Genomic DNA, 13,669 nt, shown 5'->3' on the forward strand with positions numbered 1-13,669 from the left:
ATCCACTGTTCTCCTTTCATTAACCGATCCGGCGGATACCGGTCTTTGTAATCTCGATCTTCCCTTCCTTTAAGAGATGCCCCACGGCCCGCTTAAATGCATTCTTGCTGAGGCTGAATTCCCGGCGGATGATCTCAGGGCTGACTCTGTCATTAAAGGGCAGCGCGCCGTCATAGCGATCGATGGCTGACAGGATCTGTTCGGCGTCCGTCCCGATCTGCAGATGCGCCTTATCGCGCAGGCTCAAATCCAGCTTCCCGTCCTCCCGGATCTTAGTCACCCGGGCTTTGACCACCTCGCCCGGATGGATGCTCCCGTACAGCTCCTTCTTTGGGATCAGGCCAAAATATCTGTCCTGTACGGCCACAAACGCCCCCAGGTTCTCATTGTTTTCATACACGCGCGCCTCAACCCAGTCGTCCTTTTTACACGGAGACTCATTGCTCAGATAAGGATAAACCCGCATCGTTGCGGCAAGCCGCCCGCTCTTATCCACATAGAGCGCCACCAGGCACTCCTCCCCGGCCCGGACCCTGTGGTTCTGCTCCTTAAAGGGAAGCAGCAGATCCTTTTCAAGGCCCATATCCAGAAACGCCCCGATCTTTGACGTGTCCTTTACCGTGAGGACCGCCGTCTCCCCCACCTCAAGCTTCGGCTCGGCCGTCGTTGCGATCAGGCGATCCTCCGAATCCTTGTAGATAAACACCCAAAGCGCGTCTCCCGCCTTTGTTCCCTCCGGAACCTGTTTTTTGGGAAGCAGGACAGCGGCGCTGTCATCCTCTTTTTCCCCCAGATATACGCCAAACTCCTTCTCCCTGAGCACCTTAAGCTCCTGTCTTTTACCAAGCTCAATCATGTCATTCGTCCTCTCTTTTTTGTAACCGCTCAGCCGTCTTTTGCCATCCAGATATTCGCATACGGCGTCCCGCTTTCATCCTGAAGGGAGACTACATATCCCTCCTGTATTCTGGCAATCTTCGGATACAGCCGATCCCCCTGCGCCGCTGCCTTTTTATACTCTGCCCTAAGCTCCCGGACAAAAAAACTCTCCGGCAGAAGTTCCCTGGCAATGGACACATACTGCGCATTGTTCACATGCCGGTTCGTATCCAGATGACGCCGTTCCACGGCCACGGGCTCTCCTGCCTCGTATTCCGGCGGAAGAATGATCCGGCGCGGCGCGGGAGGCAGGTTTAGCGCCTCCTCTCCCGGCCCGTATCCGCGTATCTCATCCTCTGTCACCCTCGCCGGGCGGCGGCGCTCCAAATCATAGAAAAACCAGCAGGAATCCGCCTGCGCCAGATACTCCCCCGCCTCATCGGCAATCGTAAAATTCCGGTATCCGTAAATTCCCCTAAAGCCGTGGGGCCAGGTGCTGATGCGTATCCGCTCCCCAAAAGACGGACGGCGGTGAAATACAACCTGCCAGGAGCTCAGCCACCAGGCCCGCCGCTTCTCTCTCAGGGACGAAAACCCCATCCCCAGATCCTCGGACTGAAACGTCGAACAGTCCTGAAAATAATTCAAAGCCCCCTCCAGGGAAAGCCTTCCCGATTCATCCGATTCACTGTAGCGCACTCTGCTCTCAAATGTATACATGCTTCACCTCTGTGACTGTAGATTCAGCCGTAACGATCGTTTGCTGCGGCAGCGTCCTTCCTATTATAGCGTATTTGGAGAGGGTTGTCTATCACCGGTATGGCCGTCGTAACAGTTCAGACAGATCTGCGACCGTACGAAAGTATAGAGCGGAGCGGCCGCGGGCATACGTCCATCGCGTAGCGATTCTAAATGGCAGTCGTTACTGTTCACGGCTCCGCCGTTCACAGCAACATGATGCACACAAAATGGGCAGACTGCCCATTTTCGCGCCTGCTGCCCCCGGGTTTTCTGTGACCTTCGCTCACAAAAAACACCTCGCGGAATACTACCCGTGAACAGTAACTGGCAGTCATCTGAACTGTTGCAATAATTATAACAGGCATTGACAAACCCGCGCCAGCATTTTACAATGAAACTGCATCCCGCCAAATTTGAAACAGGAGATTCAACAGGAAATGGACAAAGAAACCGTATCATCAACCACGCCGCAGGTCAGCTCCGTAATTCACGCCACAAAAATTCTGGAGTTTTATGCCGCCCAGCGTGAAGAATATTTAAGTCTGACAGAAATCAGCAAAGCGCTGCATATGCATAAAACCACCGTATACCGCATTTTGCGGACACTGCAGTCCGTCGGCTGGATCGAGCAGTCCAGCGCCAACGGCCGCTACCGCCTCGGGACCGGCATCCTGCTTGTTGCCTCCGCCGTATCGGTCCACCGGACGACCCGAAGCCTCATTGCGGAGGAAATGCGCAAATTGTCGGAGCTTCACAACGAAACCGTCGTTCTCTCCGCGCTTCGCGGAAATATCGGGATCTGTGTTGACATGGTAAAATCACGCCACAGCCTTTCGATCTCCCCGGAAAACGGCTATATTGTCCCTCTGGAGCGCGGGGCCACCGGAAAGACCCTGCTGGCCTCCCAGCCGCAGGATGTCATCCATATGATCCTCGGAACCTACCCGTCCGATGAGGCGGCCGCGCTGGAACGCCAGCTCCGCGGCATACAGAGGGACGGCTACTGTATTTCCGAAAGCGAAGTCGATATGGGCGTGGCCGCAATTGCGGTTCCGCTCCCGTTAAACGACTGTACATACACACTCACGATTTCAGGGCCCATGGAACGGCTGAAGCAGTTAGGCTACCATGTCCTTAAGGAATCGCTTATGCAGACTGCTAACAGTATCATACAAAAAAGCACGTATCTGGACCGCGCCTGAAAAACGGCCGGCGCACATTCGCGCGGCGGCGCGGGAAGGACGTAAAGAGGCCCGGGGCGTGTTCTTGCCACGCCGCCGGGCCTCTCTGCATCTAACAAAAAATCATCTCACAAAATCAGGCGCAGCGAGATCCTGACAGCGCATTATCCGATTTCATATGCTTCCGCTGCCATGAGCGCCGCATCTTCCCCGCATTCGATTTGGATCGTTCCCCCGCCCGCCGCGGCAAACGCATCGCCCGCGGCAAACGGCTCTTCATCCGCCCCGGAGCGTATCCGTCCGGAGCCCCTGATGCAGTAAAGTATCACCGAGCGGCTCCGCCCCCTGCTTTCCTGTGCCGCGCGTACCTCTCCCTGCTCCCCTTTTTCAAGAGACAGGAATGACAGCCCGCCCCCGCATCGCCCTTTGCGGAGCATCAGGTTAAAATCTGTGCATTTTCCATAAGAATGCGTGGATACCCCGCCGTCAAAGCAATAGACAAAGCCGGGCGTTAATCGGATTCTCCCTCCGTCTCCGTGTTCCAGAAGCATCTCCCCGTCAATGACTGAAATAAACCGCTTATAATCCGGGAGCGCTGTAAAGCCGCTCTCATCCAGAAACACGACAGCAGAGCTGACGCGCCAAAGAAAATCCCGTTTTTCATAGTCCGCGCCGTCCGGAAAGATAGCGAGCTGCCTTGTAATGCCGCCGCTCCATTCGCTGACGCGCAAATCAGTTCCCCTGATCCGGATAAGCATGTGATCCATCTCCCCCTTTCGGCTGGCCAAAACATTTTTCCAATACGCTATCCAATATATCCCTGAACAAACGTCTTGATAAACCAGATCGTCTGCGGCTGATAAATGATATCCACCAGGAAGGCCCCTACTATGGGGACGATCATCATTGCCCTCCTGGACATGCCGTACTGCTCATTGACTGCCGTCATGTTTACAATTGCAGAGGGGGTCGCCCCCAGGCTGTGCCCGCAGAGCCCTGAGCACATAACAGCCGCATCGTAATTCTTTCCAAGGATGCGGAATACGATAAAGTAGCTCGCCAGCACCATGAATACCACCTGGCATACCAGAACCGCCAGAACGCCGCCGATCAGGCCGGATAACTCCCACAGCTTGAGCGTCATCAGCGCAATGGAGAGATACAGGGACAGCATTACGTCGCCGATCCCGTCAACAAGTGAAAAATCAAACCTGTAAAACCGCAGCTTCTCGTTCATGTTGCGCACAAGCACGGCCACAAACATCGCGCCTACATATGTCGGAAAGCTCATGCCAATCCATTTGCCGATCCATTCCGAAACCATCATCCCGGCTGCCATGCATAAGAGAATAGCAGCCACATTCTTCATAACATCAAGGCCGCTCAGCTTATCATCCGAGGCCGCGTTAATCCTGCTGACATCCATATCAAAATTCTGTTCCTGATCTGCTTTTAAGCTGTGCTTAACAATCAGACGGCGTCCCACCGGACCGCCGACCATCACGGCGCTGATCAGGCCAAACGTGGCCGCCGCCGCGCCGACTAGCTGCGCCGAGGCAAAGCCCATCTCCTCAAATGTACTGCCGTACGCCGCCGCGGCCCCGTGCCCGCCCACCATGGAAATAGCGCTCGAAAGCAGCGCGTACGGCGCGTCCAGCCCGACCAGCCTGCCAACCGAAATACCAATAATATTCTGGCAGAGGGAGACAACGCCGGCTATAAACCAGTATACAAAAAGCATGACGCCGCCTTTTTTCAGAAGCTCAAGGCTGGCCCCAAGCCCCACTGTCGTAAAAAACGCCAGCATAAACGGCGACTGAAAATACGAGTCAAAGGTAAAGGAAAACGTGTTTGTCATATGTCCGGCAAAGGTGACAAACATAAACAGGAATCCGCCGATTACCGGGGCCGGGATGCAATACTTTTCCAGCGGCTTTACCTTACTTTTCACGAAATACCCGAGCAGCAGCAATATCGAAGCCATAGCAACTGTCATAATGGCGTTTACATTGATAGTAAAAACATGATCCAATGTTTCAAATGTCATCTTACGTCCCTCCGCGCCTTTTACTCCTTTTCCTCTTTCGCTTTTGTTGCAAAATTCAAAATATCCGAAATCATACGCGCCGCCAGATATGCGGTTGTATCCACGCCGTCATCATACGGGGGAGCCACCTCGGTTAAAGTAATGCCGATAATTTCCGCCGATCCTGCAATTGCCTCAAACATATCCGCCATCTCCTCATACCAGAAGCCGCCGAACATCGGAGAGGCAGTGGCCCTTGCGCACGAAGCGTCCATAACATCAATATCAATCGCAATAAACACCTTTTTATCCGGCTTAAATTCATTCAGGATCGCCTGAATCCCGGCTGCCCGCGTCTGCTTAACGGAATATATCATATCGCCATGAGCCTTTGCATCCGCAAAATCATCCGGCCCGCTGCTGCCCGCCCCGCGCACTCCCAGGTGAAGAATCCGGCCGACATAGCGAAGGCCGGCTGCGTTGCGCATCGGCGCCCCGTTAAAATATTTCTGCCCGCCGACCGGCTTCGTCCAGTCCAGATGCGCGTCAAAGTGAATGATATCAAAGCTTCCCGCCGCTTCCATCCCCTTGATCACCGGATATCCGATCGCACAGTCACCCCCCAGGACAACCGGCATCACACCCTTTTCGGCGAGAATCCGCACCGCCGCCTCAATATTGTCCGATGTCTGCACCCAATCCCCGGGCACATAATCTACATCGCCGCAGTCCGCCACTGTCCAGCGGTCGCTGTCCATATAAAATTTCCCTCTTTCCGAATCATAGGTTCCTCCCGGCTTATATGAAAAACGGGTGGATGCAATGCGGATCCCTCTCGGCCCCAGGCGGCATCCGGTTCTTCCCTGGATCGCCAGATCAGAAGGCGCTCCCAAAATCGCGATATCCGCATCTATATTGCGGATGTCCTGGCACATCTGCGTTTTGGCAAAGGTTGCAATACCGGTTGGAGCCATATTGAGCGGTTTACTGAGACTAAAATTGTTCATGTTTTCCTCCTTTAGACACTATTTAGAAATTAAGTTCAATATTGTGTTTTGATGCGCATAGTATACGATATAAAAAACAGTATGTCAATATATTTTGGATATTTTGTTATCTATTTTGAAAAATAGACACTATAATAAAATTATGTTGCTATAAACTGACTCACAGGAAACCTGTATAACTGCGGGACGGCATAAAAAAACGCTGTAAAACCGGCAAACCACAATTTTCCGGTTATACAGCGCGCATTCGGCCCGTCTACTCCTTCTCCTTCTTCTCCTTCAATTCCACTAAAATAATGTCATCCCCTATCTGGCAGATATCGCAGAAGGGAATGACATATTCTTTTTCACGGCCCAGAAAGCCCCATATACAGCCAGGCCCCGGTACAATGATGGCCGTGATCTTTCCGGTCTGGATATCAAAATCCACATCGCCCACAAAGCCCAGCCGCCGGCAGTCCTTTACATTGATTACTTCCTTTTGCTTCAGATCGCAGATCCTCAAATCAAGTCCCTCCGGACCGTTCCTTATTCCTATTATATGCAGAAAAAACGGCCGGGAGCCTGTACATCCATGCAAACATTCCGGCAAATTCCACACCTGATATCCGCCGTTATTTGCGCATCGCCGTACAGATCCCGCGCCGCCTCCTCACAGAAAAAACGGTTTAAACGTCACATTACCGTTATAATATGGATCGCAGTTGTTACCGCTCCCGTCCTCTATCTGCTTGCGTCCCCGATATAAATCGCAGCCTCCGTGCCCGCCGTCATGCCGTACACGGCCATGGAAACCATCTCATTTCCCTCAAGCGCGCCTGCGCCATGCGCGGCGGCCTCGATGATCCGCCCGGCGGCATAGAGCCCGGGAACCGCTTTCTCCTCCTCCTCGCTGCCCGGCATGATCGCTTCCGCGCAGGATGTCACAACAACGCCCGCCGCGTTTCCGTCCGCGCCGTTCACGGTCTTTAACTCCTCAAACAGGGGCAAAAGCTCCGGATCCGTCGCCACCACGGCCAGGCAGTCAATGGTTTCCTCTTTCCCGTCCGCGCTGAGGACAATGCCGGATACAGCCCCGTCATCGCCGTACAGAAGTTTAACAACGGATGTATTATAACGAACCGGAATCTTAAGCTCCTCTGCCTTGGCCTTAAGCGCCTTTTCCACCTGGACGCCCAGCTCTTCACCCGCCCCGGGCAGGCTTCTCGCGGCAGATGAGCCCTCTCTTTGCTCCGGCGCGCCAAACTTCACGCCCAGGCCCTCCAGCCACACTCTGGCCTCAGACGCGCTTTCCACCAGGAACTCCGCCATAGCCGTATCATTTTCATCGCCTCCGGCCTTGCGCGTATCGGCCAGGAAGCTGTCGTAACTGTCCTCTATCCCGGCCTCGAACTGCTGATCCGAATCGGACTCATTAAAAAAGCTTCCCTTTCCCGCCGCATCCGCAGCCAGCTCATCTCCTGACTCCACGATCAGGATCGCAGACGGATCCATGCCCTCGGAGACAGCCTGGATCGCGGCCGCGACACCCGCCGCGTCCCCTCCGGCGATCACCAGCTCCGTCTTTTCCTCTCCCGGCTTTTCCACTTCTTCTTCGCCGGCCGTCCCGTCTGTGGACTCCATGGCCGGGTCTGCCGCGCCGGCCGTCTCCTCTGCCTCTGATGAAGCGCCGGACGCCTCTTCCGCATTGTTATTGCCACATCCCGCAAGTGATGCCAGGACCATGGCGGATGCGAGTAAAACCATTAATTTTTTCTTCATAAACCAATCGCTCCTTTGACCTGCCGCTCCCGCGCGCCCTGCGCGGGACATCGATAAGCAATATTCAGACACGCTCAAAGTCTAGCACAGAATCCCCGGCAAATCAATGGAACTTTCTTTAATAATCGAATGAAATACAAAAAATTTTCTGAAATTTTTGTTAAGTCTAGGACAGACAGCCGCTGCCTATTTACACAGATCCACAATCACCTGCGCAAAAATCTTCGCGCTTGTCAGCAAATCCTCCACCACGGCAAACTCATCCGCCCCGTGCATCCGGTTATCCGTTCCCGGCATGGCGGCTCCGAACGCAACGCCGTTTTTCAGGTTGTGGACATACGTTCCCCCGCCCATATATCCGCAGCTCCCCTTCCTTCCCGTATACCGCTCATATGCCTTTAACAGCGTCTTCACAAAATGCGATTCCCCATCCACATGATGCGGCGGCTCCATGGCCGGGGTGACGAGCGTAAAGCCATGTGCGCTAAGACGCTCCCGCACCGGCTTTAATACATTCTCCTCATTGGCGCAGACCGGGCAGCGGCTGTCAAAGTTCGCATCCAGGCTGTCCCCTGTGATCTCCAGCATGGAAAAGGCCAGCGTCAGGGTTCCGGATATCTCATCCTCCATCGCAATGCCCAGGGCCCTGCCTGCTGTGTCATCATACGGGAACAGCTCTGTCAGGCTGCGGATCGCGCGGATCTGGCCGCAATCCGCAAACGGAAGGCGTGTCAGAAGCAAAAGCAGAGCCGTGACAGCGTTTTTGCCCTCCTGAGGCTCGCACGCATGGGATCCGGCCCCCTCGGCCGTGATCTCCAGCGTCTCATTCATCCCTTTGATCGCAAAGGAAACGCCGGTCTCACTCTCTACCTTTTTCCCCTCTCCGCGCACGAGATCATCATCCAGTCCCTCAATCACAGCCATCGCCTTTCCGGGAACCACATTGATCTTTGTCCCTCCCTTTACGGAGCAGACTCTGGGAAGCGATTCCGACGCCTCGAATTCGGCGGTAAAATGGCCCTGCAGCCTTCCCTTTTCTACATTCACCACCGGAAATTCGGCGTCCGGTGAAAATGACATCGGCGCTTCCTCCTCCACTTTATAGTAATGGCGCAGATCCGAGCTTCCGCACTCCTCATCCGTCCCCAGCACGAGGCGCGCGTTTTTACTCACCGGAAGCCCCAGCTCCTTCACGGCGCGCATGGCGTAAAGAGCCGCAACCGCCGGCCCCTTGTCGTCAGCCGTCCCCCGGCCGTAGATCTTCCCGTCCTTTTCCAGGGGCTCAAACGGCCCTGTCACACTCCATCCGTCCCCGGCCGGAACCACGTCCAGATGGGCCAGGATATCGAGCTGCTTCTCCTTATCGTTCAAGTCCGCGGTTCCCACATAATTATCATAATTGTGGATCGCAAACCCATACCGCTCCGCCAGGCCCAGCGCCTCGGACAGGGCCATGCTGGCCCCCTTTCCGTACGGCATGCCCTCCTGATAACCGGACCGCTCGCTGTTTATACGGCACAGCCGGCAGATATCATCCACCATCTCCTGGCGGTGCGCGTCAATAAACTCCTCAATTTTCTTCTGGTACATATCGTTTTCCGCCGCCATGGCGCCTGCTCCCACACACAGCAGCGCGCAGGCGGCGTTCCTCCTTTCCTCAATTCAATCTCATACAGCGCGGGCTCCGCACGATCCCCCCGCGCAGCCGCGTTAATTCCGTCCGAACTCGCTCAGCTTAAGCCCTGGGTTTCGCTCCAGGACCATCCCCACGCTCCAGCTATTGACAAACAAAAGGAGCGGATTGCCCTTCAGATCCCGGATACGCTTCATATCCGACGTGCCCTGGATCGCCGCGGGATCCGTCTCATCCTTGTTTTCAATCCAGCGGATATACTCGTAGGGCAGCTTATCGAGCTTCACCTCCACATTATACTCGCTCTGGAGGCGGTAGGTCAGCACCTCGAACTGAAGCTCCCCCACCACGCCCACAATGATCTCCTCCATTCCTGTGTTAAACTCCTGGAAGATCTGGATCGCGCCCTCCTGGGCAATCTGGGAAATCCCCTTGATAAACTGCTTGCGCTTCATGGTATCGATCTGGCGCACCCTGGCAAAATGTTCCGGCGCAAAGGTCGGGATCCCCTCAAATTCAATCTTGTCCCCGGATCCGCACAGCGTATCTCCAATCGAAAAAATACCGGGATCGAACACGCCGATGATATCGCCCGCATACGCCTCCTCCACGATCTTCCGATCCTGGGCCATCATCTGCTGCGGCTGGGAAAGCCGGAGCCGCCTGCCCCCTTGTACATGGGAAACCTCCATACCCGCCTCAAATTTCCCGGAGCAGATGCGCATAAAAGCAATGCGGTCCCTGTGCGCCCGGTTCATATTAGCCTGGATCTTAAAGACAAAGGCGCTGAAATTCGCATCAAACGGATCCACGATCCCGGTCGTCGTCTTCCTTGGAAGCGGCGGGGTCGTCATGGTCAGGAAATGCTCCAGGAATGTTTCCACCCCAAAATTCGTAAGCGCTGAGCCAAAGAAAACCGGGGACAGCTTTCCCTGGCTGACGCGCTCCATGTCAAATTCATTGCTCGCGCCGTCCAAAAGCTCAATATCCTCCAAAAGCTGCTGATGGTAGTCTGCGCCGATCACCGCCTCCACATCCGTCCCCTCCAGGGAAAACTCCTGCGAGGCCACAGCCTTTTGCCCGCCCATGGCCGCTGTAAAAGTCGTGATCTTCTTTGTATTGCGGTCATAGACCCCCTTAAAGCCCTTGCCGCAGCCGATCGGCCAGTTGACCGGGCACGTCCGGATCCCCAGCACGCTCTCAATCTCATCCATCAGCTCAAACGGATCCCTCGCCTCCCGGTCCATCTTATTGATAAATGTAAAAATCGGGATATTGCGGAGCAGGCAGACCTTAAAAAGCTTGATCGTCTGCGCCTCCACGCCCTTTGACGCATCAATCACCATCACCGCCGAATCGGCCGCCATCAGCGTCCGGTACGTATCCTCCGAGAAATCCTGATGCCCCGGGGTGTCCAAAATATTAATGCAGCAGCCATCGTACTGAAACTGAAGCACGGATGAGGTAACCGAAATTCCCCTCTCCTTTTCAATCTCCATCCAGTCCGACACCGCATGCTTCGCCGCTTTGCGCCCCTTTACGGTACCCGCCAGGTTAATCGCCCCTCCGTACAGCAGGAACTTCTCCGTCAGAGTCGTCTTTCCCGCGTCGGGGTGCGAGATAATGGCAAAGGTGCGCCGCCGCTTTATCTGTTCTGCTATATTCTCCAAAGGTTTCTCCTCCACACTCGATATTTACCCGCCGCATCGCACGGCAGCCGTCCGGGCGCCCGCAGGACGCCTTTTCAGTATCCCCATTCTAGTATGAATTAAATGGAAAGTCAATATTTCCGTGAAAATGTGCAAACCAGCGTTTTCTTTTCGCAAGATGAGCCGATATAGATTATATACGCAGTTTGCAGCGGTTCCGGAAATACGTTCGTTTTCCGGATATCCGTTATTATATCACCAGGGAGGTGTATATATGAATGTAACGCTTAGAAACTGGCAGACGGATGCAGCCGGCTCTTATTCGTCCCTTTACAAAAACCAGGAAACCGCAGCGCCCGGACCGACGGCGGCTGATAAGATTTCCGAAACAGTTCAGGAAGCCGTCCCGGTATCCCCGGCTCCCGAGGAGCCCAAAGCCGGATCCGCATCCCCGGCCGATAAAAACAAAGACCGCGGCGAAAAGGATAAGGAGATGGATCTCCTCCTGTCGTCCATAAAAAAGATGGCGGAACAGGCGTCCGCCTCCAAAGCCTCTGGTTCCAATAATAAAAATGGCAAAATGAAAAGCTCCATGCCCGAGGATTCCGTGGGCCAGCTCGCGTCCCTGCTCGCCAAGGCGGAGACAAAGGCGGACGTCCTCCAGGTTTCCTCCAAGGCCACGCGCGCCCTGTCCAACTTAAAAATAGCGGCCGCATTTTCCGACGGAAAAGACAAACAGAAGATCCAGCAGATGATCCGCCGTATGGAAAAGCTTGTCAAACGCATCAACAAAAAACTGCGCTGCTTAAATCAGGAAGAGCAGATGGAGATGCGAAAAAAAGCCGCGGAACACAAGATGGACATGGATGAGGCCAAAGAGATCGGTGAAGAGCTGCGCCGCAAACGGACAAAGCGCCGCAGAGAGGAACAAAAGTACGCCAAAGAAGAGTTAAATGAGGATCAAAAGATCGCCATGGAGGAGATGTTCGAGAGCATGGCCGGCATGGCCTCCTCGCCCGTCCCGCAGGGCGGAACCGACGCAGGGGGCGGCGTGGACGCGGCGGCGGAAGCCGTATCCGCCGCCATGGATTTCTCCATGCCCGAGGTTTCCCTTGACATATCTGTATAGAATGGTGATGAATCTTCCAAAAATGTCCTGTGCATAGGCGGCAGACGCAAAGGGGCCGCCGGAAGCGGACGGTATATCCGGCGAAACTGCGCTCTCGCTCAGAGAAAAGCGCAGCGGACGCCTGTACCGCCCGTTTCCGGCTACTTTACTGCTAGAGCGTGTTTGAAAATTCATTCCTGGCATCTGCACGCCCCACTTCGCGGTATATTTGTGCCAAATTCACTTAACGCAGCCCACTACGCCGCGTTCATTTGGCACAAATCTCCCACAAAGTGGCACGCACAGCTACCAGAAAGCAATTTTCAAACACGCTCTAGGCCGTGAGTTTTAAAACTGTTTTTCAGAAATGTTTTCCGGAAATTGTCCGGCCAGCCAGACCCCGGCCAGCCTGATCCACTGCTGACATGCAGGAACCACATACGTCCCCCGGCCGTCGTCCATATCTTTGGCCGTCTCCTCTGACGCCAGAGCCAGCCCATGGCGTCCCTCCGGGAAAATATGCAGTTCCAGGCTCACTCCGGCCTTTCTCAATGCCATCGCAAATAAAAGAGAGTTTTCTACCGGAACCGTCCCGTCCGCGGCGGTATGCCACATAAAAACAGGAGGCGTCTGAGGCCCTGCCTGGCGTTCAAGGGACAAAAGCTCCTCCCCCTTTGTCTCCCCGCTCCGGCCCGTCAGATGTTCAAACGAGCCCCTGTGCGCAAACTCCCCGGAAGAAATGACGGGATACGCAAGAATCAGGCCGTCCGGCCGCACCTTTTCCCCTGTAAGGCCCAGAGCCTCCCACACAAATTCCCTGTCCCAAAACACGCCCAGAGAAGCCGACAGATGCCCTCCTGCCGAAAAACCGCACACAATCACGCGGTTCTCATCCACATGCCACTCCTCTGCATGCGCCCGAATCATTGCCACCGACATCGCCAGTTCCCGCAGCGCATCCGGAAACACAGCCGGCGCCGTGCTGTACGTAAGGACAAAAGCCTGGCAGTCCATGGCCAAAAACTGCATCGCTACCGGCTCCGCCTCCCTGGTCGAGCAGAACTCATAACCGCCGCCCGGACAAATCACAACCGCCCTGCGCCTGGCATGCGGCCTGCCCTCAGTGTTATCCTTCAGATAGCATGTAAGGAGCGCGCCGCCCTCCTTACATCCTCCCTGTTCTTCGTTTTTATCTGTATTGAGGCGTAAACATTTGATTGTCATAAAATTATAATTCCTCCGTGGGTGAAACCAGATAAGGATAAAATCGGATTACAGGCTAACACAATCCGATCCTCGCTGTACTTGCGCTCGACATCCATTGTCCAGCCTTGAATTGTATAGTCTTTCACAATCTGCCCTGCCCATTTGCGGAACCGCGCTGCACAGTCATTGTCTACTTTAAACCCAACAGCAATAATGGCTTGAAGATTGTAGTGATTTGTTTTATACTTTTTTCCGGCAGCGGCAGTTATTCTGTATCCTGCGTATACTTTGTCTCCTTCCATTCAATTTTTGATGTTATCCTTATCTGGTTATATTCATCTGTTGTAATGCTATAGGCTCATATTAAGGCGCAGAGACATCGCAAAGCAGGCCAGCCACTAAAACCGCCTGCTTACGGCGTCCCTCTCACGATCCCCCATCTTGCTTTTACCCCAAAAATATTGTATACTAAGATCAA

General features: G+C 54.5%; 13 protein-coding genes and 1 pseudogene. 2 read left to right on the plus strand and 12 right to left on the minus strand.

Going from position 1 to position 13,669, the window contains the following annotated elements:
• Positions 1-19: 19 nt before the first annotated feature.
• Both NFS31_RS03545 and NFS31_RS03550 read right to left on the minus strand, forming a co-directional pair.
• Positions 20-856 (minus strand): CvfB family protein, encoded by an 837-nt coding sequence (locus NFS31_RS03545; RefSeq protein WP_251491687.1) that lies wholly within the window; start codon positions 854-856, stop codon positions 20-22.
• 29 nt (positions 857-885) lie between these two features.
• A complete protein-coding gene (locus tag NFS31_RS03550) occupies positions 886-1,599 on the minus strand; it encodes an acyl-[acyl-carrier-protein] thioesterase (RefSeq protein WP_251491690.1) in 714 nt (237 codons plus the stop codon).
• Between the two features lie 458 nt (positions 1,600-2,057).
• On the opposite strand from NFS31_RS03550, the gene NFS31_RS03555 reads away from it, so the two are divergent.
• Positions 2,058-2,822, plus strand: a complete 765-nt coding sequence (locus NFS31_RS03555) for an IclR family transcriptional regulator (protein ID WP_251491693.1) — start codon at positions 2,058-2,060, stop codon at positions 2,820-2,822.
• Positions 2,823-2,965: 143 nt separating this feature from the next.
• Here NFS31_RS03555 and NFS31_RS03560 read toward each other — a convergent pair whose 3' ends face one another.
• The 8 genes from NFS31_RS03560 to NFS31_RS28190 all read right to left on the minus strand — a co-directional run bounded on the left by NFS31_RS03560 (position 2,966) and on the right by NFS31_RS28190 (position 12,225).
• Entirely contained in the window at positions 2,966-3,568 is a 603-nt protein-coding gene (locus NFS31_RS03560; RefSeq protein WP_251491695.1) for a HutD/Ves family protein, read from the minus strand.
• A gap of 38 nt (positions 3,569-3,606) precedes the next feature.
• On the minus strand, positions 3,607-4,848 hold the full coding sequence (gene gltS / locus NFS31_RS03565; protein ID WP_251491697.1) for a sodium/glutamate symporter: 1,242 nt from the start codon (positions 4,846-4,848) through the stop codon (positions 3,607-3,609).
• 20 nt (positions 4,849-4,868) lie between these two features.
• Positions 4,869-5,834 carry an arginase family protein gene (locus tag NFS31_RS03570; protein WP_251491699.1) on the minus strand — a complete coding sequence of 322 codons (966 nt, stop codon included), beginning with the start codon at positions 5,832-5,834 and terminating at the stop codon, positions 4,869-4,871.
• A 256-nt stretch (positions 5,835-6,090) separates the two neighbouring features.
• Complete coding sequence (locus NFS31_RS03575) at positions 6,091-6,339, minus strand: YlmC/YmxH family sporulation protein (protein ID WP_251491701.1); 249 nt, start codon at positions 6,337-6,339, stop codon at positions 6,091-6,093.
• Between the two features lie 218 nt (positions 6,340-6,557).
• Positions 6,558-7,595: an FAD-binding protein gene (locus NFS31_RS03580; protein ID WP_251491703.1), complete on the minus strand. Its 1,038-nt coding sequence runs from the start codon at positions 7,593-7,595 to the stop codon at positions 6,558-6,560.
• A 186-nt stretch (positions 7,596-7,781) separates the two neighbouring features.
• Positions 7,782-9,185, minus strand: coding sequence for a Sapep family Mn(2+)-dependent dipeptidase (locus NFS31_RS03585; RefSeq protein ID WP_251491869.1), 1,404 nt, complete (start codon positions 9,183-9,185; stop codon positions 7,782-7,784).
• Between the two features lie 120 nt (positions 9,186-9,305).
• Complete coding sequence (locus NFS31_RS03590; protein ID WP_251491705.1) at positions 9,306-10,898, minus strand: peptide chain release factor 3; 1,593 nt, start codon at positions 10,896-10,898, stop codon at positions 9,306-9,308.
• A gap of 928 nt (positions 10,899-11,826) precedes the next feature.
• Positions 11,827-12,225, minus strand: coding sequence for a DUF6783 domain-containing protein (locus NFS31_RS28190; RefSeq protein WP_416389424.1), 399 nt, complete (start codon positions 12,223-12,225; stop codon positions 11,827-11,829).
• Here NFS31_RS28190 and NFS31_RS28195 point away from each other — a divergent pair.
• Positions 12,169-12,330, plus strand: a complete 162-nt coding sequence (locus NFS31_RS28195; RefSeq protein WP_416389423.1) for a DUF6783 domain-containing protein — start codon at positions 12,169-12,171, stop codon at positions 12,328-12,330. The genes NFS31_RS28190 and NFS31_RS28195 overlap by 57 nt on opposite strands.
• Positions 12,331-12,333: 3 nt before the next feature.
• Here NFS31_RS28195 and NFS31_RS03600 read toward each other — a convergent pair whose 3' ends face one another.
• Together NFS31_RS03600 and rhuM are read right to left on the minus strand one after the other, a co-directional pair.
• Entirely contained in the window at positions 12,334-13,209 is an 876-nt protein-coding gene (locus tag NFS31_RS03600; protein ID WP_251491709.1) for an alpha/beta hydrolase, read from the minus strand.
• An 83-nt stretch (positions 13,210-13,292) separates the two neighbouring features.
• Positions 13,293-13,469: pseudogene (gene rhuM / locus NFS31_RS27355) on the minus strand (RhuM family protein); the annotation flags it as partial.
• Positions 13,470-13,669: the final 200 nt, after the last annotated feature.

The organism is Otoolea muris, assembly GCF_943193115.1.
GTDB classification, from domain to species: Bacteria; Bacillota; Clostridia; order Lachnospirales; family Lachnospiraceae; genus Otoolea; species Otoolea muris.